We start from the raw sequence: 24,498 nt of genomic DNA, 5'->3' as shown, positions 1-24,498 counted from the left end.
CTTTAGGCTAGCCGATGGCATTGGATATCGGATCCATGCCAAAGAAAATCACGAAGAGGCCGGCCAAGAGCCACATGATCCAGTGCACTTCCTTGGCCTTACCGGCAAAGGTGGACATGAGCGCGAAGGAGATAAAGCCTACGCCAATACCGTTGGCAATGGAATAGGTAAAGGGCATGGTCACAATGGTCAGGAAGGCCGGAATGGCGATTTCCATCTTGGTCCAGCGGATCTCGGTCAGCTGCGCGGCCATCATCACGCCGACGATGACTAGCACCGGGGAGGCGGCCTCGATAGGCACGATTTCATAAAGCGGGGTCAAAAACATCGCGGCGAGGAACAGCAGGCCGGTCATCAGGTTGGCCAGACCGGTGCGGGCGCCATCGGCAATGCCGGCGGAGGAATCCGCGAAGACGGTATTGGAAGAAGCACAGCCTAGGCCACCGGCCACTGCGCCAAAGCCTTCTACGACGAGGGCCTTTTTCATATCGGGGAGGTTGCCGTCGGCGTCGACAAGCTTGCCTTGCTTGCCCAGGCCGGTCATGGTGCCCATCGCATCAAAGAAGTTGGTAAGCAACAGGGTGAAAATGAGCAAGACGGTGGAAACCACGCCGATTTTCGTGAATGCGCCTACCAGGTTCACATCGCCCACAATGGACAGGTCCGGAATCCCACCGAGCGCTTCTGGTTTGACGGGCGCGGCCATGCCCCAGTCCTCGGAGCCGGTAAATACCTGCACGATAAAAGCGATGATGGTGGTGAGCACGATGGCGATAAAAAGCCCACCCGGCACGTTCCGGATGACCATGAAGGAACAGATAATAAGGCCGATGACAAAGACCAGCGCCGGCCAAGTGGAAATCGATCCATTAATGCCCAAGCCCACCGGCACGGTGGTATGCGCAGCGTCCGGCACGCGGGTGACAAAACCACCGTCCACAAGGCCGATCATGGCGATGAACATGCCGATGCCTACGCCCATCGCCGCCTTCATGGACTGCGGGATGGCGTCGAAGACGGCGGTGCGGAAACCGGAAATGGCCAGCAGAACGATGATGATGCCCTCGATAACCACCAGGCCCATCGATTCTTGCCAGGTCAGCCCGCTGGTGGCGACCATGCTCACGCCCACGAAGGTGTTCATGCCCAGGCCGGCGGCCATGGCGAAGGGGTATTTGGCAATCGCGCCGAAGAGGATAGACATTACGCCCGCGACCAGCGCGGTGGCGGCAGCAACCTGCGGCACGCCCAGCGCGTAGCCGTCTGCATCCTCGGTGGTGCCGAGGATCAGCGGGTTCAAGAGAATGATATAGGCCATGGCGAAGAACGAGACCGTTCCCGCGCGTAGCTCGGTTCCAATGGAGGAACCACGTTCAGAGATATGGAAGTAGCGATCGAGAGTGGCTTTCAACGCCTGCGCCTTTCACGTACAGCGAGTCTTACGCCATAAGTGTGCTGTCTTAGTCCTCGATTTCAAAATCCTGGAAGATGGGTTTTTCATCATCGAAGGCAACTTCGGGGTTCTTTTCTTCCCGCACCCGTGTCTGCGAATGCGCGCCACAACCATAACGCGAGTGCACTACCCGTCCGTCCGCAGAATACTCATTGGCGCAGACGCCGTAGTTTTCCATCAGCTCTACATAAAACGCGCAGGTGCGGCATTGCAGGCGCGCCTTGGCCGCCATATCCGTATTCGGGCCACGCTCGGTGCGCCAGCGCTTCTTGGCGTCGTCCAAGCCGGACTTGGAAAGTTTGTCGCCGTCCAGGCGGGAATCATCTACGGCCGGTGGCATCAAATCACCCGGCCCAAGGTCGCCCGGCCGCACGCGATCCTCATAGGGCACCCATTCCGGCGGCTGCAGAGCCTCTCCGCCTGGCACCAGCGCCACTTCATTGACGGTGACGTAGCGCGATCCCTCCGCACATGCGAGCACCGCCTGCCATTCCCAGCCGGGGTAGCCAGGCATCTCTGCTTCAAATCGGTGGGTAGCAACGTTTCGGCCCATCCCAGCGACGCCGATATGCTTGCCGACGCCCCCTTCCCCCACCTCATCCAGCGCCTCGCGCGCAATGCGCACGGCGCGGGAATCGATCAACGGATTTGCTTTTCGCTTACTCACGCCCCTCATTATTCATTATGGGGCGCGCACGGTGGTACATATGGTGCATGTCGTTTCTTTCCCGCGCCGCCTGCATTCTCCTGCCCTGCACCCTCGTTGCTTGTTCCTCTACCCATGCAGAACCCGAAGTTGAGCACCTCTCCGTGGAGGTCTTAGGCACCGCTTCCCTGCCGGCCAATTCCTTTACTCAAGGCCTCGAAACCGATCCGGACGGCAACCTGCTCCTTGGCACCGGCCAATGGGGCGAATCCCGCCTGGAGCGCTTCTCCCCCGAAACCGGCGAAACCTTAGCCGAAACGCACCTGGATAACCGCTACTTTGGCGAGGGCATCACCCAGGCCGGAGATTCCATCTGGCAGCTAACCTGGAAGTCCGGCCAGGCCCTGAAATACGACCAGGACCTGCGCCAGGTCGATACCGCCGCCTACACCGGTGAAGGGTGGGGGCTGTGTAATAACGGCGAAGATCTTCTCATGTCCGATGGCTCCGCTACCCTGCGGCATATGGATCCGGAAACTTTTGCGGAGCGCTCGACCACCGACGTCAGCCTGGAAGGAAAACCCCTCGAGGACATCAATGAGCTGGAGTGCGTGGGCGATTCCGTTTATGCCAATGTGTGGATGGATGACAATATCTACCGCATCGATCCTTCCACCGGCCGCGTGACCGCCGTCATTTCCACCGACGCCATAGATAAATCCCGCTATACCGACCCCGATGACGTCCTCAACGGCATCGCGCACATCAAAGACGATGAGTTCTGGCTTACCGGCAAGCGGTGGAAAGAACTCTTCCACGTTCGAGTAAGGTAAAGGCCCATGGCAACCCGTAAGGAAGCAAGGAAAAAGTCGCTGCTGCAGATCTTGGCCCTCATCGTGGTCGTGGCAGTCATCGTCGCCGCCGTAGTGATCTTCCAGAACTGGTGGAACCAGCGGCCGGGTCCCGATCCGCGCGAAATCAAAGTGACCGCCTCCGTGGGCGATAATTCCATCGACTTCGCCCCTTATATCGCGTGCGAGCCCGGCGCCGATTGCCCAGAGGGCGAGGTCCCGAACCTCACCGTAGGGGAAGACGACACCCTCAAGCTGGAAATCCCCGAAGAGATTTCTGATCATGAATGGAAGATTCTCTCCATCTACGATGACCCCGCCGCCAATGATGAAACCGCGCACGGCGCGAACGAGACTACTGAAGTATCAATCCCCGGATCGGTAGAGCCCATCAAGGCCTCCACCGGCAAACGCCCCCGCCTCAAGGTGGTAGAGATCTCCTCCATGATGATCGGCACCGATGACAACGGTGACGAAACCCCCTTGGCCACCGTGTGGTCGCTCACCACGATGACCGATAAAGAACGAGAAGCCTCCGCGGAGGAATCCACGAAGGCTTCTGATTAGCTATCCAAATCCTTCGCAATTGCGCGAAGGATTTCTGCTACCTGGCGGCCGGTCTTGCGCTCCGGGTAGCGGCCGGAATTGAGCACCGGCTGAATCTGTGACTCCAGCAAAGTCATCACATCAGAGACCATGCTGCCGAGTTCCTCGGGCTTGCGGGCCGGCGTGCGGCGACGCGGCTTATCCAATACCTTGACCCGCAGCGCCTGCGGACCACGGCGGCCAGCCGCGAAATCGAAATCGATGCGCTGGCCTGGGAACAGTTCCTCTACTCCCTTAGGCAACACGTTGCGGCCGACATAGACGTCTTCATCGCCCGGGTTGCTGACGAAACCGAAACCTTTCTCGGCGTCATACCACTTCACTTTGCCAATAGGCATAGGTACCCACCTCTTCTCTAGGGGAAAATCTTTATTTTAGCTGCCTGGTCAAAACAACAGAAGTCGCGCACGCTAACGCGACACACCTCCGCCATGTGCCACAGATCACATGTTGCCACTCACCTGCACAAATGCCCTCGCACGCGCCACATTCGCCCCATTCCTTTCCCATTTAGTGCCCATAACGTGACACTTTCGTTATAAACCGCTACGCTGTCCCCCAGACATTTAAGAGCCGTTAAGAAAGTTGCCCTCGCCCGCCCTTTCTTTTTGGTACATATTCTTTGCACTTAATGCGGGCACACAGAGAGGACTAACTACATGGGACGCCACTCCGCTAAGAACCGCATGGCCGCTAAGTTCACCGCCGGCACCGTCGCCTTCGGCGCCGCTGCTGCCATCATGGCACCAACCGCATCTGCTGCCCCGGATTCCGACTGGGACCGCCTGGCACAGTGCGAGGCCGGCGGCAACTGGCACATCAACACCGGCAACGGCTTCTACGGCGGACTGCAGTTCAACCCGCAGACCTGGCAGGCTAATGGCGGCGGCGAGTTCGCAGCTACCGCTGACCAGGCTTCCCGCGAGCAGCAGATCGTTGTTGCTGAGCGCGTACTTGCTTCCCAGGGCTGGGGCGCATGGCCGGCTTGCTCCGCTTCCCTAGGCCTGAACTCCGCTCCTACCCAGCGCACCGCTCCGTCCGCCGCACCTAAGGCTCCGGCCCAAGCACCGGCTCCGGTTAAGCAGGCTGCTGCCCAGAAGTCCGACGAGCTGGCCGTTGATGCCCTGTACAACACCATCAAGAACGCCGCTAACTCCTACGGCCTGGCTCTGCCTCCACAGTTCACCGAGCTGTACAAGGCTAACCGCCACGACTTCAACAACTTCTACTCTGCCAACCGCAACGTCATCGACCCGATTGCGCAGATGATTGAGAACATCACCCGCTAAGACACAGCGCTGAAAGGCCCCTTGCTCATGCAAGGGGCCTTTTCTGCGTGAGAGAGAAATTCCCCGCACCGAGGCGGGGGAATGCTTTAGCGGTTGATGCGAGTATAAGGGTGAACGTAGTTCAGCTTCTCTGCCGGCATCGGCAAAACCAGATCATCGCCGTAGGGGCTGGATGCACCAGCAAAAGGCGCAGAGATTTCCGTGATTGCGTGCTCGCGATTTTCGTTCTTCGGCCAAGCCGGGGAAACGTGACCCTTCTTCTCATTCGACATAGTCCCTATTATTTCAAACCTTGCGCAAAAACGTAACTCAATCGATAGCTAAACTGGGAAGTCATCATGACTCAGTCTTCCCATCTTCCGCATTTCCGCACGTGGCTTGCCTCCCTTGACGAAGAAGAGCTGGCAACAGTCCTCCGCAACCGACCGGATGTGCTCAATCCACTACCCCCAAGTATCGCCGCGCTTGCCACTCGGCTCCTGCTGCGCACCTCTATCGCACGAGCCCTTATGGACTGCTCCGCGGAGCTGCTCGCGGAAATCGAGGACATCGCGCGCCGTGGTGGAGAGCTCGAGGAGGTAGAAGACCTGCATCCGGAGACCACCCGCCAGCTCAAGGGGCGCGGACTAGCATACGGCAACGTCCTTATTCCGCCTGAGGTCATGCCTGCCCTACCTACGGGCTGGTCCCTCCTCGAACAAATCCGAGTAAGGCCGGCAGACATCGCCGAGCTGCCAGCTGAAGAGCGCAAGGTCCTCGAGACCCTGTCCCGGTCCAATGGCCTCGGTACCACGCGGGACGCAGCCGTTGATGCGGATCCGGCCCGACCAATCCCGCGGCTCATCGCCAAGCAGCTGCTCCACCGCGTTGGCTCAACCACCGTCCGCCTGCCGCGCGCCGTGCACCTTGCGCTGAACGGCAAAGCCACCGCGCCTATCCCTGTGGAGGGAATCACCGAATCCCCCGCTCCTGATTCCAAGGTCGATGATGCTGGCACCGCAGCAGGCCTATCCACGGTGCGCGGAATGCAGCGTGTCATTGACTCCCTAGGCGCACGGCCGATAGAACTCCTCAAAGACAAGACCGTCGGCGTTCGCCAGCTCACCAATTTGAGCAAGTCCCTTAACATTGGCGAGGAGGAGTTGCGGCGCCTCATCGAACTCGGCATGAGTGGCCGCCTGCTAAGCCGCGGCGAGCCGAAAAACATGGAGGGCAATTTCCTCGCCCCGACAGAACTCGCCCAAACCTGGCTCGATGCGAACCTCGCCGAAAAATGGCAGCTCCTGCTCGAGTCATGGACAACCTCCACGTGGACCAGCGAAGGCCGCACACTGGCGCACACCAATGACCGCCTGCCAAGTTTTAGGGAAAAAGTCCTGCAGGTCTATCTGCGCGGGGCGAAACCCACCTTCGAAGAAGCCCTCCGCTTCCACTTCCCACTCTTTGCCACGCATACCGCGGACGAGACCATCGCCGATCTCCGCGCGGAAGCCGAGTGGATCGGCGCAATCGCCCTCGAGCGCCCCACCAGCGTGCTTATCGAGGGCCCCGAGGCCGCCGCCCGCCTGACCCCAGATACGGTTGACTATTTCTTAATCCAGGCAGATATGACCGTATTGGTTCCTGGCCCGCTCGATCCAGAAACACACCAACGGCTCGAATCCGTCGCGGACCTTGAATCCCCCGGCTTGGCCAGTGTCTACCGCATCTCGGACGCTTCTTTGCGCCGCGGCCTTGATCGCGGGATGACCGGGGAGGAAATCCACGCCTTTTTCGCGGCACATGGAGAGGTGCCGCAGACGCTGGAGTTCCATATCGGGGACGTCTCCAAGCGCCATGGCACCCTGCGCTCCGGCCCGACACTGTCCTACCTGCGCAGCGAGGACCCAGCTCTCCTCCAGATCGCGCTCAAGGCCGCGCCTTTGCGTTTGCTCGCTCCCACCGTCGCTATTTCTCAACTGCCGGTACACGACCTGCTGGAGCGGCTGCGCGATCACGGTCTTTCTCCCGCGGCCGAGGACCACAACGGCGCGAGCCTCACCGTCGCACCCGAACCTGCAACGCTACCGACCCCCACCGCCCGTCGAGCCACCGCTTCCCCGGACATTGCGAAGGCCATGCGCAACCTGCGCGATGACTCCGCGCCTTCCGCTCCCAGCCTCGATATAGTCCACGCAGCCGCACGCACTGCCCGGCCGATCACCATTGGCTATGCGGATAAGAACGGCAACGAAAAGCACCGCACCGTTACCCCGCTGACGGTCGCGGGTGGGCAAATCGACGCCCGCGCATCCGACGGCTCCACTATCCGATTTCCCTTGCACCGGATCACCTCCGTTACGCTGGAGCCATGAATGGACCATTAATTGTGCAGTCGGATAAGACCGTCCTGCTCGAGGTGGATCACGCCCAGGCCGCAGAGGCCCGCGCCGCGCTCGCTCCCTTTGCAGAGCTGGAGCGCGCTCCCGAGCACGTGCACACCTACCGCATTACTCCGCTCGCGCTGTGGAATGCCCGCGCGGCCGGACACGACGCCGAGCAGGTCGTCGACGTCCTCGAAAACTACTCGCGCTTTCCGGTCCCCCAAGCCCTGCTTATCGACGTCGCCGAAACCATGTCCCGCTACGGCCGCGTCCGCCTGCACGCCCACCCAGCCCACGGCCTCATTCTCGAGTCCGAAGAGCCACCTATCCTGGAAGAACTCTCCCGCGGCGCAACGGGAAAGCTCCTCGGCGCTAGCATCGACGAGCATTCCATCGCCGTCCCGCCCTCTGAGCGCGGCCGCCTCAAGCAAGCCCTCCTCAAGGCAGGCTGGCCGGCAGCAGATCTCGCAGGTTATGTCGATGGCGAGTCCCACCCCATCGCCCTCAATCATGACGGCTGGCAGCTGCGCGATTATCAGCAGTACGCCACCGAGGCCTTCTGGTCCGGCGGCTCCGGCGTCGTAGTACTTCCCTGCGGTGCTGGCAAAACCATCGTCGGTGCGGCGGCCATGGCCAAAGCAGAATCCACCACGCTCATCTTGGTCACCAATACCGTCGCCGGCCGCCAATGGCGCGACGAGCTCCTGCGCCGCACCACGTTGACGGAAAATGAAATCGGCGAATACTCCGGCGAAAAGAAGGAAATCAAGCCGATCACCATTGCCACCTACCAGGTAGTCACGCGCAAAACCAAAGGCGAATACCGCGCCCTCGAGCTCTTCGACTCCCGCGATTGGGGCCTCATCATCTATGACGAGGTCCACCTGCTTCCCGCGCCGGTATTTCGCATGACTTCGGACCTCCAATCGCGGCGTCGACTAGGGCTCACCGCCACCCTCGTGCGCGAGGACGGCCGCGAGGGCGACGTCTTTTCCCTCATCGGACCTAAGCGCTACGACGCCCCATGGAAAGAGCTCGAGATGGCCGGCTATATCGCCACCGCCGAGTGCATCGAGGTCCGCGTAGACATGGACGCCGAGGAGCGCATGCTCTATGCCACCGCCCAACCTCGCGACCGCTACCGCATCGCTGCCCAGGCTGCCGCCAAGCTACGCGCGGTCGACAAAATCCTGGCCCGCCACCCGCAGCAGGCGCTTATCATCGGCGGCTACGTCGACCAGCTCAAAGAACTTGGCGCGCATCTCGACGCCCCCGTAATCGATGGCTCCACCTCCACCGCTAAGCGCGAACGCCTCTTCCAGCAATTCCGGGATGGCAGCCTTCCCGTTCTGGTGGTGTCCAAGGTCGCCAATTTCTCCATCGATCTCCCCGAAGCCGCCCTAGCCATCCAGGTCTCCGGCACCTTCGGTTCCCGCCAGGAAGAGGCTCAGCGCCTTGGCCGGCTACTCCGCCCCAAGGAAGAAGAGGCGCTCTTTTATTCGCTGGTCACCCGCGATAGCCTCGATGCTGACTACGCCGTGCACCGCCAGCGTTTCCTCGCCGAGCAGGGATATGCCTACCGGCTTATCGACGCACTAGACTTAGAACAATGAAAATCTTCAAGTTCGACGTAGACGAGTCCTTTGCCAAGGCCAATAATGAGCTCTTGCGTGATTCCAACCGCCTTCGCCTCTCCGGCCTCGTGCTGGGCATCCTGCTCATCATCGGCGGCGCGGCCATCTGGTGGGGATTTTCCTGGGGCATCACTATCGGCCTGGGCATGATTCTATTCGGAATCATGGTGGCCATCGTCGGCTTTGCCGCCGCTCGTAAAGTTGGCACCGCCCAGCAACTCTATGACTCCTATCCCCTTGCTCCGGCCGTCATCGCCGAAGTAAATGAGCGCGATATGGTCTTGCTCGCATTGGTTAATACCAACGTGGATCCCTCCTTGCCTCCCCGCTGGGCTGCGTGCCTGCGCACTGTGACCGCCATCCCCGGCACCCAACGGACCGTAGGCACCAAGGTTCCCGTTGCGGCTGTTTCTGGCCGCGCGGACAACAACCACTGGCAGCAAATCACCCCGATGCCCATCGCTTGGGGCACCCCCGACGCCGAGACCGTCACCATCGCTCGCAAATCCATCCCCCAAGACCAGTGGCAGCGCCTCGAGCGCGCCCGCAAGCGCCTTTCCGACGTCAAGGCTACTAAGTTCGACCTGCTGGTTCTCTAGAGCTGCATAAGCTACGTCGGATACAGGTCCGTTCACAGACCCAACTGAAACTTCCACGCTAGGCAAGGGATTGGTCGTCATCTTGCCTCGTCCTGTGAGCACACGAGGCAAGATCAACGCCTCGGTAGCCCTCAACGAGAAACCGAGTTACGCGCTAAATATGCAACCCGCGCAATCACAATTAAACCGCGAGGCGGGCGTCTTTATCCTTTCACTTTCTCTCTTTTTGATCGCTGTTGTTGTAGTGCGAGGTATTGTGCCCAGGTGTGGTTCCAGTGTGTTTGGTGTGTGGCTAGGGGCCCGGTGGCGTGGTCTAGTTGGTAGGTGCCGTCTCGGTGGAGCCAGGCGATGGTGCCGGTGATGGGGTCGAGGATGTAGTGGACGCGGCGGTCGGTTTTGATGTTGTGGTGGTGTTGGCAGAGGTTTACTAAATTATCTGGGCTGGTCGGTCCGCCTTGGTGGTATTCAATGCGGTGGTCTAGTTGGCACTGTGTGGCGGGTACGGTGCAGCCGGGCCAGCGGCAGGTGGCGTCTCTGCCTTGAGTGTAGGCGCGGATGTCGGCGTCAGGGATGTAGGAGTCTACTTCGTCGGCGTTAAGCCGGCGGATGAAGGTGTTGTCTGTGGGGGCATGGTTGAGATTTATCCAACCTGCGCCGGGATGAAAGACGATATTGGTGTCTTCGTTGGTGGTGAAGGTGTTTATAGCGACGCTGGTATGGGTGTCTTCGAGGATGAGATCGATAAGGCCCTGCGCTGCGGTGGTGTGTGCCTTGTTGGTGTACACATCGATATGGCGGGCGATGATTGTGGCGGTAGCACTATCGCAGGTCAAAGATAGTGTAGTGGTGTTATCGGGGTTGTAGTTTATCCGGAGTGTGGGTTGCGGCTTTTCTTCTTTGTCTCCGGGGCGCAAGTGGGTGTCGATGAAGCCGCGGATGAAGCGGCGTAGTTCAGCATCAGTGGGGACTGTTTGATTCGGTGCGGTGGGCGTGAGGAAGTCTGCGAGTGCGGCGTCGATGGCTTCGAGGTCATCTAGGTTATTTTCCAATCGGTGTAGTTCGCGGTCGATGATGCGCAATTTGGTCAGATCGAGGATCCAGTGGAGGCCTTGCACTTCGGTGACTAGAGGTAGTTGGCGCATGCGGAAGTGGGCGCGCAGGAAGCCTTGGAGTTTCGAGTAGGAGATACCAAGGTCTTTGGCGAGACTGGTCAGGCTTAAATCAACATCTTCGTCTAGTTGGGGGAGGATTGCGCGGTAGAGGAACCAGGAGGTTTTGCGGGTGTAGGTGCCGGCTTGGCCGATGTGGTTGCCGGGTGCGTTGGTGGTGTAGAACGCTTCGGGCACATCACCTTCATCTAGAGGATCAGTATCGGGATGGCCGGAAATGAGGAGGGTGTCGGGATAGTCGAGGGCGGTATCGGGTTGAGGTGGGGATAGTGTGGCAGTCACGGGGTGTACTCCAACAAAAAGTAGGGGTTCGTACGTGGTTTCTAACCAGTGGCCTTATAGTATCCCGGCTTTCGGACATATGCTCTTGATGGGGGTGTTTATGTTCGAATAGGGTGACCTAAACCTGCAGGGATCTCCAGAGTCACACCCCACACACCGGCGGGGGTAAAAGGAATGGTTTAGAGTTCGTCGACGTCGGCAAGCTGGGATCGAATTTCGGGGCAATCAGAAAACTTCCATTTTAGTCGACCCAAGAATTCTTCAAAAGAAGTTGGTTCAGCAACCTTTTGGACCTTCCCGAGCAACGCACACGCTTGGTCGCAACCACACTCGTTTTCCAACTGCTCCTCGATTATTCGCATCAGAATGGGAATGGTCTCGTCCGGCAAGTCCGGAAGAAGCCGTTCTGCCAAGCTCCATTCAATTCCAGCGTCTGAGGCTGTTGCCCAAGCACCCTCCGGATCATTTAGGCACAGGTACTGGAACATCGCTAGGTCCCATGGTTTATCCCGCAGGCGAGTCTGGATGAGTACTGACGCGGTGTCCCCTACGGCCGCAAAAAGCCCACGCGCAGTCGATAGCATTGGAAAACTATCGAAGGCTATCCGGTGCACGGCGGGGCTGCGGTGGGGAAAGTGGGCGTCGCAAAGCGCGGCCCAAAAAGTAACGATCTGGAAAGTATCCTCCGTGGGCAACGCCAGCATGGCCTTCTCTGAGTACCTATAGGCGAGGTCAAACTGACCTATCTCCGAAAGGCCGCGAATCAGCTGCTCGTATCCGTCCGTATGAGTACGATATACGTCCTCGACAGAGCCAGAAAGCACCGCGAGCCGACGCCTCGCATACGCGCCATGCGCCCGCTCGCGAAGTTCCTTCACGCCCTCTACGCCTAAAGATTCCTCGTACTGCACGGGGTCAATATCTATTAGTTCCGCATACGGCGACTCAAGAATGCCCAAGAGCCACTGGGCCAAGTACAGCGCGTCAATCTTTGATAGTTGAGCTGCATGAGGTAGTTCCTCTGCCAAGCGCTCGGCACTCCAACGCACGGCGTCGTTGACATCCTCAATATGCGGCAACAGTTGCAGAACTTCGTCAACTGCGCGTTGTGCCACTAGGAAGATATCGTGAACCTCTATTGGCTCAATTCCATAGCCGGCTAGAAGATGAGGTTCAAACATGGCGGTCTGGAGCAGCTCGCCGGCCTTCCACACCTGGTCGGCGTACTGGCCCGAATCGTCGGGGTCAGCCAAGTTTAGTCCGGTGGGCTTTACAAAGTTAATGGTTGCTTCGGCAAGCGTCTGCCTTACTTCTGGCATTCCTTTAAATCCGCGAGGAATTCCTTGAGAGATTCCGTCAGATCCCATATTTGGTTACGCTCGTCTTCAAACATGCGATCAACGAGGAACTCTACACCGCCCAGATCATCCGGATGCAAGCTGTCTAAATAGGCCAGAAGCTTATCGATGTCTTGCAAGCCTTGAATTCCTTGCTCTACTTGTTCCACCACAGTAGAAATCTGCCTTTGGTCCATGCGTTTGAGACTAGCAAAACGACGAAAGAAGAGGGCGGTGGTATGCCGTCCTCTTCTTTGTTGTATTTTGTTGTGTTTGTGTTGTTTGGTGTCGGCGGTGACTTACTCTCCCACAACCTCCCGGTTGCAGTACCATCAGCGTGTGCAGGCTTAGCTTCCGGGTTCGGAATGGGACCGGGCGTTTCCCTGCAGCTATTGACCACCGACAAACCTTCAGAACATCTACCCTCTTTTTAATGGGTGTTCGGGTGTTGTGTCAGATACTGCATAGTGGACGCGGTCACGACAGTGACAAATTTGTTTCTTGTTTTGTTGCTTTTTGCCAGCACACATAGTGTGTGTTGGTGTTTGTTGTGGTCAATTAGTACCAGTAGCCTTCACACCTTACAGTGCGTCCAGGTCTGGCCTATCTACCCTATCGTCTTTAGGGGACCTTAACGAAACCTCATCTTAAAACAGGCTTCCCGCTTAGATGCTTTCAGCGGTTATCCCTTCCGTACGTAGCCAACCAGCGATACCCCTGGCGGGATAACTGGCACACTAGAGGTACGTCCGTCCCGGTCCTCTCGTACTAGGGACAGCTTTCTTCAAGTTTCAACGCGCGCGGCGGATAGAGACCGAACTGTCTCACGACGTTCTGAACCCAGCTCGCGTGCCGCTTTAATGGGCGAACAGCCCAACCCTTGGGACCTACTCCAGCCCCAGGATGCGACGAGCCGACATCGAGGTGCCAAACCATCCCGTCGATATGGACTCTTGGGGAAGATCAGCCTGTTATCCCCGGGGTACCTTTTATCCGTTGAGCGACACCACATCCACAAGTAGGTGCCGGATCACTAGTCCCGACTTTCGTCCCTGCTCGACATGTCTGTCTCACAGTCAAGCTCCCTTGTGCACTTACACTCACCACCTGATTGCCAACCAGGCTGAGGGAACCTTTGGGCGCCTCCGTTACATTTTGGGAGGCAACCGCCCCAGTTAAACTACCCACCAGGCACTGTCCCCAACCCAGATCATGGGCCAAGGTTAGATGCTCAATCCGATCAGAGTGGTATTTCAACAACGACTCCACCACCACTAGCGTGATAGCTTCCAAGTCTCCCACCTATCCTACACAAACCGAACCAAACACCAATACCAAGCTATAGTGAAGGTCCCGGGGTCTTTTCGTCCTGCCGCGCGTAACGAGCATCTTTACTCGTAGTGCAATTTCACCGGGCCTGTGGTTGAGACAGCAGAGAAGTCGTTACGCCATTCGTGCAGGTCGGAACTTACCCGACAAGGAATTTCGCTACCTTAGGATGGTTATAGTTACCACCGCCGTTTACTGGGGCTTAAATTCTCAGCTTCGCCAACAACGTTGACTAACCGGTCCTCTTAACCTTCCAGCACCGGGCAGGCGTCAGTCCATATACATCAACTTAACGTCTTCGCATGGACCTGTGTTTTTGATAAACAGTCGCTTCCCTCTATTCTCTGCGACCCCACAACGCTTAACACCGCAAGAGTGCTCACATCGTAGGGCCCCCCTTCTCCCGAAGTTACGGGGGCATTTTGCCGAATTCCTTAACCACAGTTCACCCGAACGCCTTAGTATTTTCAACCTGACCACCTGTGTCGGTTTAGGGTACGGGCCATACACACACATCGCTAGAGGCTTTTCTCGACAGTACAGGATCACCACCATCAACCCCAATGGGTCTACGCATCACGCCTCAACCAAAATGTGCGGCGGATTTACCTACCACACGGTCTGCACGCTTACACCACCAATCCAATAAGTGGCGTGGCTACCTCACTGCGTCACCCCATCACTTGAACCACACATCAGGCCCCACGACATCAACACCACCAGACTTCAAAGAAGACCAGCAATGCATCCGCGGTGGTTAGTATCAGTGCTTTATCATGGGCGCGCATGTACGGGTACCAGAATATCAACTGGTTATCCATCGACTACGCCTGTCGGCCTCGCCTTAGGTCCCGACTCACCCTGGGAAGACGAACTTGACCCAGGAACCCTTAGTCATCCGGCGGATAGGATTCTCACCTATCAATTCGTTACTCATGCCTGCATTCTCACTCGCACACAGTCCACGCCTCCTTACGGTAACGCTTCAACCCATGCACGACGCTCCCCTACCCAACAAAAAATTGTTGCCGCGGCTTCGGCGGTGTACTTGAGCCCCACTACATTGTCGGCGCAGAACCACTCGACCAGTGAGCTATTACGCACTCTTTCAAGGATGGCTGCTTCTAAGCCAACCTCCTGGCTGTCTTCGCGATCCCACATCCTTTTCCACTTAGTACACCCTTAGGGGCCTTAACCGGCGATCTGGGCTGTTTCCCTCTCGACTATGAAGCTTATCCCCCACAGTCTCACTGCCGTACAACACAATTAGTGGCATTCGGAGTTTGGCTGACATTGCTAAGATTGTAGTCCCGCTCAACCAACCAGTCGCTCTACCTCCACCAAGCTATAATACGACGCTGCACCTAAATGCATTTCGGGGAGAACCAGCTATCACGGAGTTTGATTGGCCTTTCACCCCTACCCACAGCTCATCCCCGCAGTTTTCAACCTACGTGGGTTCGCGCCTCCACAACCTCTTACAGCTGCTTCACACTGGCCATGGGTAGATCACCCCGCTTCGGGTCCAGGACATGCCACTTTGCACCCCATTAGGATTCGGTTTCCCTACGGCTACCCCACACGGGTTAACCTCGCGACATGCCGCTGACTCGCAGGCTCATTCTTCAAAAGGCACGCCATCACACACACGGTGCTCTGACGGATTGTAAGCACATGGTTTCAGGAACTATTTCACTCCCCTCCCGGGGTACTTTTCACCATTCCCTCACGGTACTCATACACTATCGGTCACACTGAGTATTTAGGCTTACCGGGTGGTCCCGGCAGATTCACAGCAGATTCCACGAGCCCGCTGCTACTCGGGCAACCCAACAACCCACACATCATCATCTTCAGCTACAGGACTCTCACCTACTCCGGCAGGCCATTCCAAACCACTTCACCTAACAACAATGCGAGGGCGCGGCAATGGTAGTCACCGCACATCAGGGCCCACAACACCGCACACACAACCCCTACCAGGTATCACATGCACACGGTTTAGCCTCATCCACGTTCGTTCGCCACTACTAGCAGAATCATTATTATTTTCTTCTCCTACGGGTACTGAGATGTTTCACTTCCCCGCGTAAACCCCCACAACAGCTATGAATTCACTGAAGGGTAACCCCACATAACCAGGGCCAGGTTTCCCCATTCGGACATCCTCGGATCAACGCTTAATTGACAACTCCCCGAGGCTTAACGCAGCCTTTCACGTCCTTCATCGGCTCAGCATGCCAAGGCATCCACCATGCGCCCTTAATAACGAACACACAAACCACCACACACAAAAAGCGCGGGCGGCCACACAAGTGAACTTGACAAAATAAACACAAAAAAGAAATCACACAAACACACACAACACACCACACAAAGCGCAGCACGTCATACGTGTTTAATGCTCGCGTCCACTATACAGTTCTCACACAACACCCCAACCACAAACCAGCACACACAAACCATGCACACCAGCAAAATGGTCAGGCACCAAAAAAGGGGATAATGCCCCAGACACCCAACAATGCACCAACATACAAACAAATACTTTTTTCAAACTGTGCACGACACTGTGTGTCACAAAGCGCCATTCAAACACTCGGTCTTTGTCTTAAAGGTGTATCTTCCACCCGGAAATTTTCAAACAAACAACGTTGGCAGCATGACACTCGCACACTCAACCAACACCCACCACAAAGTGGCAGGACAAGGCACAACTGTGCCCGAATAATAAAGCTCCTTAGAAAGGAGGTGATCCACCCGCACCTTCCGGTACGGGTACCTTGTTACGACTTCGTCCCAATCGCCGATCCCACCTTCGACGGCTCCCTAACAAGTTTGGGCCACCGGCTTCGGGTGTTACCAACTTTCATGACGTGACGGGCGGTGTGTACAAGGCCCGGGAACGTATTCACCGCAGCGTTGCTGATCTGCGATTACTAGCGACTCCGACTTCATGGGGTCGAGTTGCAGACCCCAATCCGAACTAAGGCCGGCTTTCAGCGATTCGCTCCACCTCACAGTGTCGCTGCGCGTTGTACCGACCATTGTAGCATGTGTGAAGCCCTGGACATAAGGGGCATGATGATTTGACGTCATCCCCACCTTCCTCCGAGTTGACCCCGGCAGTCTCTCATGAGTCCCCAACCAAATGCTGGCAACATAAGACAAGGGTTGCGCTCGTTGCGGGACTTAACCCAACATCTCACGACACGAGCTGACGACAACCATGCACCACCTGTACACCAGCCACAAAGGGAAAGACTATCTCTAGCCCGATCCGGTGTATGTCAAGCCCAGGTAAGGTTCTTCGCGTTGCATCGAATTAATCCACATGCTCCGCCGCTTGTGCGGGCCCCCGTCAATTCCTTTGAGTTTTAGCCTTGCGGCCGTACTCCCCAGGCGGGGCGCTTAATGCGTTAGCTACGGCACGAAAGTCGTGAAAAGACCCTCACACCTAGCGCCCACCGTTTACGGCATGGACTACCAGGGTATCTAATCCTGTTCGCTACCCATGCTTTCGCTCCTCAGCGTCAGTAACTGCCCAGTAACCTGCCTTCGCCATCGGTGTTCCTCCTGATATCTGCGCATTTCACCGCTACACCAGGAATTCCAGTTACCCCTACAGTACTCAAGTTATGCCCGTATCGCCTGCACGCCCGGAGTTAAGCCCCGGAATTTCACAGACGACGCGACAAACCACCTACGAGCCCTTTACGCCCAGTAATTCCGGACAACGCTCGCACCCTACGTATTACCGCGGCTGCTGGCACGTAGTTAGCCGGTGCTTCTTATCTAGGTACCGTCACAAAAAGCTTCGTCCCTAGCGAAAGGAGTTTACAACCCGAAGGCCGTCATCCCCCACGCGGCGTCGCTGCATCAGGCTTGCGCCCATTGTGCAATATTCCCCACTGCTGCCTCCCGTAGGAGTCTGGGCCGTATCTCAGTCCCAATGTGGCCGTCCACCCTCTCAGGCCGGCTACCCGTCGCCGCCTTGGTAGGCCATTACCCCACCAACAAGCTGATAGGCCGCGAGCTCATCCTACACCGAAAAAACTTTCCAACCATCACACTAAAAATGGCTCCTATCCGGTATTAGACCCAGTTTCCCAGGCTTATCCCGAAGTGCAGGGCAGATCACCCACGTGTTACTCACCCGTTCGCCACTCGAGTACCCTGCAAGCAGGGCCTTTCCGTTCGACTTGCATGTGTTAAGCACGCCGCCAGCGTTCGTCCTGAGCCAGGATCAAACTCTCCACAAAAAAATTTCAGAACAAATCCGAAACAGGCCGTGAAAAGCCCGAAACCCAACAAAAGAACAAACCACCACAAACCACACAAAATGCAGCTCATGCTGGCGTCCAAAAAATTACTACAAAGAAAAAATAAACAGTCCCCTCAACCCGACGGGGTCAAAAAGAGGAAACCAAAAAAGGTAAACACAATCACATGCCAACCAATCCATCTCAATGCAGCCGAAACACCAAACAGCATTCAAAAAGGTACGTGTTCCACATACCCAACCGGCACACACCAACCAACAAACCACTAAGCCTGCTGGCAGACAAACCAATCAACACACAACCATGCACACAAAAAATAAAAAGTACATTGGCACACTATTGAGTTCTCAAACATCATCACCAACCAACAGAAATTAACTTCCCGTTAACCTCTCATCGGCAGCCCGTACAAACTTACTCAACTCAAAGAACAAAGTCAAATCATCGAACCAAGTCCGTACAAAATGTCACCATCAAGTAACCTCCCGGCTACCTCTCGGCGACTTGGATTAATGTAGTCCACCACAACCCAACAACACAAATCCCCAGGATAACGGGCATTATGGCAGAGTTTTACCTGGCTAAGTGGCACCATAGCTACTAATGTCTCAAGGAAACCTGCAATCGAGATGCTTTCTCCCATATTTGAAAGGCCTCTCTGGTGGACCGCCCCCCTTTAGATGGACGATCCCAAAAATGGATTGGGGAGAGCGGGCAATTATCAGCAAGCTGACCACCGGGCTCCTTGCATGGAAAAAGGCCCCCGATTTCTCGGGGGCCTATCGGTGGAGCTGCCGGGAATTGAACCCGGGTCCTTCGTCACCTTGCCAGGGCTTCTCCGTGCGCAGTCCGCACAGGATCTCTGCTCGGCCCTCCGGATCGGGCGAACACGTCCGGATGATGGGCCCAGTCACCAGTAAGAGTCCCGACTGGTCCTGATGACCCGGCCAGCCGGCTAGTTCCTTAGTCGATGCCAGGTTCTAGGTCAGGAACGAAACCTAGGCTGACAGACACGCGTCGCTGTAATTAGGCAGCGAGGGCGTAGTCACGCTGAGAGTTCTTCTCTGCGTTTATTGGTTGCTACGACGCTTATACGGTGGTCGTTAGCCTGCACCGGCACGCTTCCCCTGGCTCAGTGCACGAAGTCGAAACCAAATCAACCCCATGCGGTAGGGACGGGATAGTGCATCTTCCCTACGGTTCGTATAACACTACCCCACCCACTTTTATTTCCTCAAATGCTCCTCCAGCCACTCTTTAAGGACCACCGCGTGATTGACCTTGCGGTTGGCGGCGGCGAAGAGAAGGGTGGCGTCGGCAAGCGCAAGCAGCTGGGTGAGCTCTTCGGAGTCATTGTCATCCAGCTCAGTCTTGTAGCGGCGGGCAAACTCGTCGAAACGATCCTCGTCGTGGTTCCACCATCTGCGCAGCTCCGGACTCGGCGCGACTTCCTTGAACCACTCTTTATAGTCTAGGTCGCTCTTAGCGACGCCCCGAGGCCACATCCGATCCACCAGCACCCCGACGCCTTCGATGGTGTCCTCACCCTTGACGACGTCGTGGACTTTCGCTGTCTTAAACATTGATGCCCTTCACGCGGCGGCCGAGCTCGCGGGAAATTTCACGGTCCTGGTCGCGGCGCTTAATATCCTCTCGCTTGTCATAGTCCTGCTTGCCTTGTGCCAGCGCAAGCGAAAGCTTGGCGTAGCCATTTTTGAGATAAACCTTGAGCGGCACCAGGGTTTTATTGCCATTGCGCACCTGGCCATAAAGTTTGTCGATCTCGCGGCGGTGCAATAAAAGCTTGCGGGTGCGCCGCGGGCTGTGGTTCGTCCACGAGCCCATGGAGTACTCCGGAATGTGGAGGTTCCGCAAGTACACTTCGCCATCGTCAATGGTGGCAAAGGCATCATTGAGCGAGATTTTCCCCTCCCGCAGGGATTTGATCTCGGTGCCGAGCAGGACGATGCCACACTCGTACTCCTCGAGAATTTTGTAGTCGTGCCGGGCCCGGCGGTTGGTCGCAAGCGTAGCCTCGCCGGATGCCGCCTTCTTGTTTTTCTTGCCCTTCTTAGCCATAGTTATGCCAGTGTAGTGCCCTTTTGACTGGCCCGGCAAACAGACTATTTGCGTACATATGACCGCAGGGTGATATGGGCCGTGATGGCGGTAACCACCAGCGCTAGCAGGCCGACGAGCGGGAGGGCAATCCAGAGATCGCCGGATTTCATAGGAGCCAGCAGCTGGGATTCATAAAGTCCCTGCAGGGACGGGTCCACCACTTGGGACTTACCCAAGAAGATGCCGGCTCCGCCGAGGAGTACACCGATGAGGGAAGCCAAGACTGCTTCCGTGACGAATGGCGTCTGCGTCATCCACCGGCTTGCGCCCACCATGCGCATGATCTCCGTTTCGCGAGTGCGATGGAATGCAGCAATTTGCACCATATTAGCCACCAAGAAGATGGCCGCCACAGACATCACGATAGCCAGGATGAAGGTGGCATTGCGGATGGAGTCGAGGTTGCTGGCGGCATTGCGCACCTCTTGCTGCTGGTCAACGACGTCCTCTACCGCTGGGTTATCCCGAATCGCATCGATTGCCGAGGCGTCTTCTGGGTCTACAAGCCGCACGTGGAATGCAGCCGGCAGCGCATCAGGGGAGGTTTGTTCCACCATCACAGGGTCGGTGTCTTGGAAAAGTTCTTTGAACCGCTCATAGGAATCTGCGCGGTTGCGGTATTCCACGGACTCGACGGAATCATCCGCCTCCAACTGTTCCTTGATATCCGCACAGGCCGGACTCGTACAGTCTGGATCCCCAGCAGAAATATCCTCATTGAGCTGAACCATGACCTCGACGCGGTCGAGATAGATTTCCTTGGTGTCCTTGGTCAGGTTGGTCACCATGATGCCGGCGACAACGAGCCCGACCGCAATCGCGGTAGTAATGATCATGGCGATGGTCATGGTCAAATTGCGGCCCAGACCCTTTGTGGCTTCGCGGAAAATAAATCCTAGCTTCATGCTTCCCCCTCGTATTGTGCGTCATGCTCATCGCGCACGAGCACTCCATTGCGTAGCTCCAGCACGCGCTTGCGCGCCTTATTGACGGCGCGGGCGTTATGGGTGGACATGACCACGGTGGTGCCGCGACGATTGATGCCCAGCAGCAAGTCCATGATTTCGTCGGCGGTGGCGGGGTCGAGGTTGCCCGTGGGTTCGTCGGCAAGCAAGAGCTTTGGCCGATTAACCACCGCACGAGCGATGGCTACCCGCTGCTGTTCACCACCGGAGAGTTCATGCGGATAGGCGTTGTGGCGATCGTGGAGTCCCACCAGCTCCAATACCTGCGGGACCGCGGTGGAAATGCGGTACTTACTCTTGCCAATGACCTCCAGCGCAAAGGCCACGTTTTGATACACCGTCAGCTTTGGAAGCAGGCGGAAATCCTGGAAGACGTACCCAATGGACTGACGCAGCGCGTTGATCTGCTTGCCGGAAAGCTCATTGACGTGGAAATCATCAAAGTAAATATCGCCTTCAGTTACGTTGCTATAGCGCACCATCAGCTCCAAGAAGGTGGACTTACCGGAACCGGATGGACCGATCAGGAAAGCGAATTCACCATCCGCAATCTCGAAAGACACCCCGTCAAGTGCTGGGCGGGACTCGGCGGAGTAGGCCTTAGTCACGTTGTCGAATCTAATCACGCGAATCACTGTAGCAACCAAAGTTGACACCGCGCTGTGAACTATATTTAAGTAATGTGGTCTAAGACACTAATTTGTTCCGACCCAATCGACAGAAAGTGCCGATACTATGGCCGAAACCGAAACTAAAGAAAAACCACGTTCTGCAAGCGGCTTCCTGGGCACTGTAGAAAAGATTGGCAATAAGCTACCGGATCCGTTCTGGCTCTTCGTCATCCTCGCGGCAATCGTTGCTGTGACCTCCTGGCTGGGGCACCTCATTGGCATGAGCGCCGAGGATCCTAAGACAGGCGAGACCATTGAGGTGCAATCGCTACTGACCACCGAGAATATCTCGCGCATGGTTACTGACGCGGTGGAAAACTTCACCAGTTTCCCACCGCTGGGTGTCATCCTCGCCGTAATGCTCGGCGTGGCCGTGGCCGAACAGTCCGGCCTGCTTTCCGCCTTGGTGCGCGGCATGGTCACCAAGGTCAGTGCCAAGATGCTTACCTTCGTTGTGGCGTTGGCCGGTGTGACCGGCTCCGTGGCCTCCGATGCCATTTACGTCATCCTCATTCCGCTGGGAGCCATGGCCTTCCACGCGGTGGGCCGCTCCCCCATCGTGGGCGCGATGGTGGCCTTTGCGGCGTCGTCTGCCGGCTTTAATGCCTCGCTGATTCTGAATATCACCGACCTCCTGCTGGCGGGCATTTCTACCCCGGCCGCACAGTTTGTGGACCCAGAATATGAAGTCAGCCCGCTGGCCAATATCTTCTTCGTCATTCCCTCCGCTATTGTGCTTTCGCTCATCATTACCGCGGTCACGGAATTCCTCATGGTCACAAAGGCCCGCGAGCTGGTGGACCACGATCACATTAATTATGAAGAGGTGTCTTTTTCCAAGGCCGCCGGTGGGGCCGGCGCGAATGCAGAAGAGGATGAGGAGTACGACTTCACCGACGATGAAGAGGCAATGCGCATCAAGCCCAACGAACAGCGCGGTTTGATTGCTTCCGGCATCGCACTCGTGCTCTTCCTTGCCGCCTTCTTTGCACTCCTATTTATCCCTGGCTCCCCGCTGGCAAGCCAAGAGGATAGCTTCATGAAGTCGCCGCTCATTAGCGCCATCGCGGTGCCGATTGCCTTGGCTTTCTTGGTGTGCGGCATCGTCTACGGCCTAGCGGCAGGCACCGTGAAGTCTTTTGCTGATGTACCGGAGTTTATGGCCAAGGGCATCGAGACCCTTGTCCCCATGCTGGTCCTCTTCTTCGCGGTGGCACAGTTCCTCGCCTGGTTCGAGTGGTCCAACCTCGGCGTATGGACCGCTATTAAGGGCTCCGAGCTACTTCAGCACTGGTCCCTGCCGCCGTTGCTCATGTTCGCCGCGCTGGTCGCCATGGTCGCACTGCTTAACCTCTTCATCACCTCCGGTTCCGCCCAGTGGGCGCTGATGGCCCCGGTCATCGTGCCGATGATGATGTATGTGGGCGTCTCACCTGAGGTTTCCCAGATGCTCTTCCGTATCGGTGACTCCCCAACGAATATCATCACCCCAATGTCACCCTACTTCGCTCTGGCGTTGACCTTCTTGCAGCGCTACTACAAGCACGCGGGTGTGGGTACTTTGATGTCGCTCGCTCTGCCCTACTCGCTGTGCATGCTGGTGGGCTGGTTCATCTTCTTTGTCATCTGGTACCTCATCGGCATTCCGCTGGGACCGGGTGCACCGATGGACTACGTGGGTTAGGTCCATAAAGATCAGGCCGAACTGAGGATTTTCTCCCCTCAGTTCGGCCTTTTTGCGTTCAGTTCAGCCCGATCAGTATGGACTTAAGCTTGGTCTTCTTGTTGCTGCATGCGCCAGCGAATTCCGGATTCTAGGAAGCCATCGATATCGCCATCGAGCACCTTGGATGGATCGCCCACCTCAAAGTTGGTGCGCAGGTCTTTGACCATCTGGTACGGGTGCAACACGTAGGAGCGCATCTGATTGCCCCAGGAGGCGTTACCACCAGCGCCCAGAGCGTCAAGCTCGGCCTGCTCCTCTTGGCGCTTGCGCTCCAAGAGCTTTGCCTGCAGCACGCGCATAGCCGAGGCCTTATTTTGAATCTGCGATTTTTCGTTCTGGCAGGTGACCACGATTCCGGTGGGAATGTGGGTCAGGCGCACCGCCGAGTCGGTGGTATTGACGGACTGGCCACCCGGACCAGAAGAACGATAAACATCGACGCGCACATCATTGTCCGGGATATCGATGTGGTCGGTCTGTTCCACCACCGGCAGGACTTCCACCTCGGCGAAGGAGGTCTGGCGTCGGCCTTGATTATCAAAAGGCGAGATGCGCACCAAGCGATGCGCGCCTTGTTCCACGGAAAGCTGGCCGTACATGTACTCACCATGGACTACGAACGTGGCTGACTTGATGCCCGCTTCCTCCGCATAGGAAATGTCATATACATCCACCTTGTGGCCGTGCTTTTCTGCCCAGCGGGTATACATGCGCATAAGCATTTCAGCCCAGTCCGCCGCATCCACACCGCCGGCACCAGAGCGAATATTGATAACCGCCTCACGCGGGTCATACTCACCGGAAAGCATGGTGGTGACCTCTAGGGATTCGATGGCGGACTCCAGGGAATCGAGCTCCTCGTCTGCCAGGGAAGAATCCCCTTCCTCTTCCGCAAGTTCGTACATGACGGGCATGTCCTCGAGACGCCCGCGCAGCGCTTCTAGCTTGCGAACCTTCGCCTGCGCTGCGGAAAGCTCAGAGGTGACCTTTTGGGCATGTACGGGGTCGTCCCACAGGGATGGATCCCCGGCCTGGGCCTCTAGTTCCCGAATGCGGGCAGCCAAAGCCTCTGGGTCCATGACCTTCTCAATGGTGGTCAGGGTGGATTCTAGTTGCTTGAGCCGTGCTGTTACTTCGGGACGCATAGGCCCCAATCCTACCCACCGGGCCATCA

19 protein-coding genes, 3 rRNA genes and 1 other RNA gene are annotated in these 24,498 nt (G+C 57.0%); 7 read left to right on the top strand and 16 right to left on the bottom strand.

Annotation, left to right across the window (positions count from 1 at the left end):
- Positions 1-7: 7 nt before the first annotated feature.
- Both ACLI1M_RS03505 and ACLI1M_RS03500 read right to left on the bottom strand, forming a co-directional pair.
- On the bottom strand, positions 8-1,411 hold the full coding sequence (locus tag ACLI1M_RS03505) for an NCS2 family permease (RefSeq protein WP_200287981.1): 1,404 nt from the start codon (positions 1,409-1,411) through the stop codon (positions 8-10).
- Between the two features lie 49 nt (positions 1,412-1,460).
- A complete protein-coding gene (locus ACLI1M_RS03500; RefSeq protein WP_248100411.1) occupies positions 1,461-2,129 on the bottom strand; it encodes a DUF3027 domain-containing protein in 669 nt (222 codons plus the stop codon).
- A 38-nt stretch (positions 2,130-2,167) separates the two neighbouring features.
- On the opposite strand from ACLI1M_RS03500, the gene ACLI1M_RS03495 reads away from it, so the two are divergent.
- Together ACLI1M_RS03495 and ACLI1M_RS03490 are read left to right on the top strand one after the other, a co-directional pair.
- Positions 2,168-2,932: a glutaminyl-peptide cyclotransferase gene (locus ACLI1M_RS03495; RefSeq protein ID WP_248100409.1), complete on the top strand. Its 765-nt coding sequence runs from the start codon at positions 2,168-2,170 to the stop codon at positions 2,930-2,932.
- A gap of 6 nt (positions 2,933-2,938) precedes the next feature.
- Positions 2,939-3,517: a DUF2771 domain-containing protein gene (locus ACLI1M_RS03490; RefSeq protein WP_023022018.1), complete on the top strand. Its 579-nt coding sequence runs from the start codon at positions 2,939-2,941 to the stop codon at positions 3,515-3,517.
- Here ACLI1M_RS03490 and ACLI1M_RS03485 read toward each other — a convergent pair.
- The gene (locus ACLI1M_RS03485; protein WP_005323875.1) at positions 3,514-3,894 is read right to left on the bottom strand and encodes a cold-shock protein; all 381 of its coding nucleotides are present in this window, start codon (positions 3,892-3,894) and stop codon (positions 3,514-3,516) included. The two genes, ACLI1M_RS03490 and ACLI1M_RS03485, sit on opposite strands and share 4 nt — an antisense overlap.
- A 321-nt stretch (positions 3,895-4,215) precedes the next feature.
- Here ACLI1M_RS03485 and ACLI1M_RS03480 point away from each other — a divergent pair, with 321 nt between their 5' ends.
- A complete protein-coding gene (locus ACLI1M_RS03480; protein WP_049360602.1) occupies positions 4,216-4,845 on the top strand; it encodes a resuscitation-promoting factor Rpf1 domain-containing protein in 630 nt (209 codons plus the stop codon).
- 86 nt (positions 4,846-4,931) lie between these two features.
- On the opposite strand, the gene ACLI1M_RS03475 is transcribed toward ACLI1M_RS03480, so the two are convergent.
- Positions 4,932-5,117 carry a hypothetical protein gene (locus ACLI1M_RS03475; protein WP_248100407.1) on the bottom strand — a complete coding sequence of 62 codons (186 nt, stop codon included), beginning with the start codon at positions 5,115-5,117 and terminating at the stop codon, positions 4,932-4,934.
- Positions 5,118-5,183: 66 nt separating this feature from the next.
- Here ACLI1M_RS03475 and ACLI1M_RS03470 point away from each other — a divergent pair, with 66 nt between their 5' ends.
- Genes ACLI1M_RS03470 through ACLI1M_RS03460 form a run of 3 tightly spaced genes read left to right on the top strand, consistent with a single transcriptional unit; the run spans position 5,184 to position 9,441 of the window.
- Positions 5,184-7,199: a helicase-associated domain-containing protein gene (locus tag ACLI1M_RS03470; protein WP_411706656.1), complete on the top strand. Its 2,016-nt coding sequence runs from the start codon at positions 5,184-5,186 to the stop codon at positions 7,197-7,199.
- On the top strand, positions 7,196-8,821 hold the full coding sequence (locus ACLI1M_RS03465; protein ID WP_248100403.1) for a DNA repair helicase XPB: 1,626 nt from the start codon (positions 7,196-7,198) through the stop codon (positions 8,819-8,821). The genes ACLI1M_RS03470 and ACLI1M_RS03465 overlap by 4 nt, the downstream gene beginning before the upstream one ends.
- The gene (locus tag ACLI1M_RS03460) at positions 8,818-9,441 is read left to right on the top strand and encodes a DUF3239 domain-containing protein (RefSeq protein WP_023022023.1); all 624 of its coding nucleotides are present in this window, start codon (positions 8,818-8,820) and stop codon (positions 9,439-9,441) included. The genes ACLI1M_RS03465 and ACLI1M_RS03460 overlap by 4 nt, the downstream gene beginning before the upstream one ends.
- Positions 9,442-9,644: 203 nt before the next feature.
- Here the strand turns inward: ACLI1M_RS03460 and ACLI1M_RS03455 are convergent, their stop codons facing one another.
- From ACLI1M_RS03455 to ftsE, 11 genes are all read right to left on the bottom strand, one after another.
- Positions 9,645-10,892, bottom strand: a complete 1,248-nt coding sequence (locus tag ACLI1M_RS03455; RefSeq protein WP_200287993.1) for an HNH endonuclease signature motif containing protein — start codon at positions 10,890-10,892, stop codon at positions 9,645-9,647.
- 179 nt (positions 10,893-11,071) lie between these two features.
- The gene (locus ACLI1M_RS03450) at positions 11,072-12,211 is read right to left on the bottom strand and encodes a hypothetical protein (protein WP_248100401.1); all 1,140 of its coding nucleotides are present in this window, start codon (positions 12,209-12,211) and stop codon (positions 11,072-11,074) included.
- A complete protein-coding gene (locus ACLI1M_RS03445; protein ID WP_023022027.1) occupies positions 12,199-12,426 on the bottom strand; it encodes a hypothetical protein in 228 nt (75 codons plus the stop codon). The genes ACLI1M_RS03450 and ACLI1M_RS03445 overlap by 13 nt, the downstream gene beginning before the upstream one ends.
- An 89-nt stretch (positions 12,427-12,515) precedes the next feature.
- Positions 12,516-12,633: ribosomal RNA gene (gene rrf, locus ACLI1M_RS03440) — 5S ribosomal RNA — on the bottom strand.
- Positions 12,634-12,768: 135 nt separating this feature from the next.
- Positions 12,769-15,834: ribosomal RNA gene (locus ACLI1M_RS03435) — 23S ribosomal RNA — on the bottom strand.
- Positions 15,835-16,302: 468 nt separating this feature from the next.
- Positions 16,303-17,820, bottom strand: a 16S ribosomal RNA gene (locus ACLI1M_RS03430).
- Together the 16S, 23S and 5S rRNA genes form the textbook arrangement of a ribosomal RNA operon.
- A gap of 804 nt (positions 17,821-18,624) precedes the next feature.
- Positions 18,625-19,005, bottom strand: a transfer-messenger RNA (tmRNA) gene (gene ssrA / locus ACLI1M_RS03425).
- Between the two features lie 62 nt (positions 19,006-19,067).
- Positions 19,068-19,424, bottom strand: a complete 357-nt coding sequence (locus ACLI1M_RS03420) for a DUF488 domain-containing protein (RefSeq protein ID WP_248099665.1) — start codon at positions 19,422-19,424, stop codon at positions 19,068-19,070.
- The gene (gene smpB / locus ACLI1M_RS03415; protein ID WP_005322310.1) at positions 19,417-19,920 is read right to left on the bottom strand and encodes an SsrA-binding protein SmpB; all 504 of its coding nucleotides are present in this window, start codon (positions 19,918-19,920) and stop codon (positions 19,417-19,419) included. Before smpB ends, ACLI1M_RS03420 begins: the two co-directional genes overlap by 8 nt.
- Before the next feature lie 44 nt (positions 19,921-19,964).
- Complete coding sequence (gene ftsX / locus ACLI1M_RS03410; protein WP_248099667.1) at positions 19,965-20,867, bottom strand: permease-like cell division protein FtsX; 903 nt, start codon at positions 20,865-20,867, stop codon at positions 19,965-19,967.
- Positions 20,864-21,553: a cell division ATP-binding protein FtsE gene (gene ftsE / locus ACLI1M_RS03405; protein ID WP_239208854.1), complete on the bottom strand. Its 690-nt coding sequence runs from the start codon at positions 21,551-21,553 to the stop codon at positions 20,864-20,866. The genes ftsX and ftsE overlap by 4 nt, the downstream gene beginning before the upstream one ends.
- A gap of 109 nt (positions 21,554-21,662) precedes the next feature.
- Between ftsE and ACLI1M_RS03400 the strand changes: the two genes are divergently transcribed.
- Entirely contained in the window at positions 21,663-23,282 is a 1,620-nt protein-coding gene (locus tag ACLI1M_RS03400; RefSeq protein WP_411706655.1) for an AbgT family transporter, read from the top strand.
- An 83-nt stretch (positions 23,283-23,365) separates the two neighbouring features.
- Here the strand turns inward: ACLI1M_RS03400 and prfB are convergent, their stop codons facing one another.
- Positions 23,366-24,469 carry a peptide chain release factor 2 gene (prfB, locus tag ACLI1M_RS03395; protein WP_239208858.1) on the bottom strand — a complete coding sequence of 368 codons (1,104 nt, stop codon included), beginning with the start codon at positions 24,467-24,469 and terminating at the stop codon, positions 23,366-23,368.
- Positions 24,470-24,498 lie beyond the last annotated feature (29 nt).

This window comes from Corynebacterium sp. LaCa54, from assembly GCF_046717495.1.
In the GTDB taxonomy this organism is placed as follows: domain Bacteria; phylum Actinomycetota; class Actinomycetes; order Mycobacteriales; family Mycobacteriaceae; genus Corynebacterium; species Corynebacterium kefirresidentii.
The sequence above is the reverse complement of the archived record's forward strand: the minus strand, read 5'-3'. Positions and strand labels throughout refer to the sequence as shown.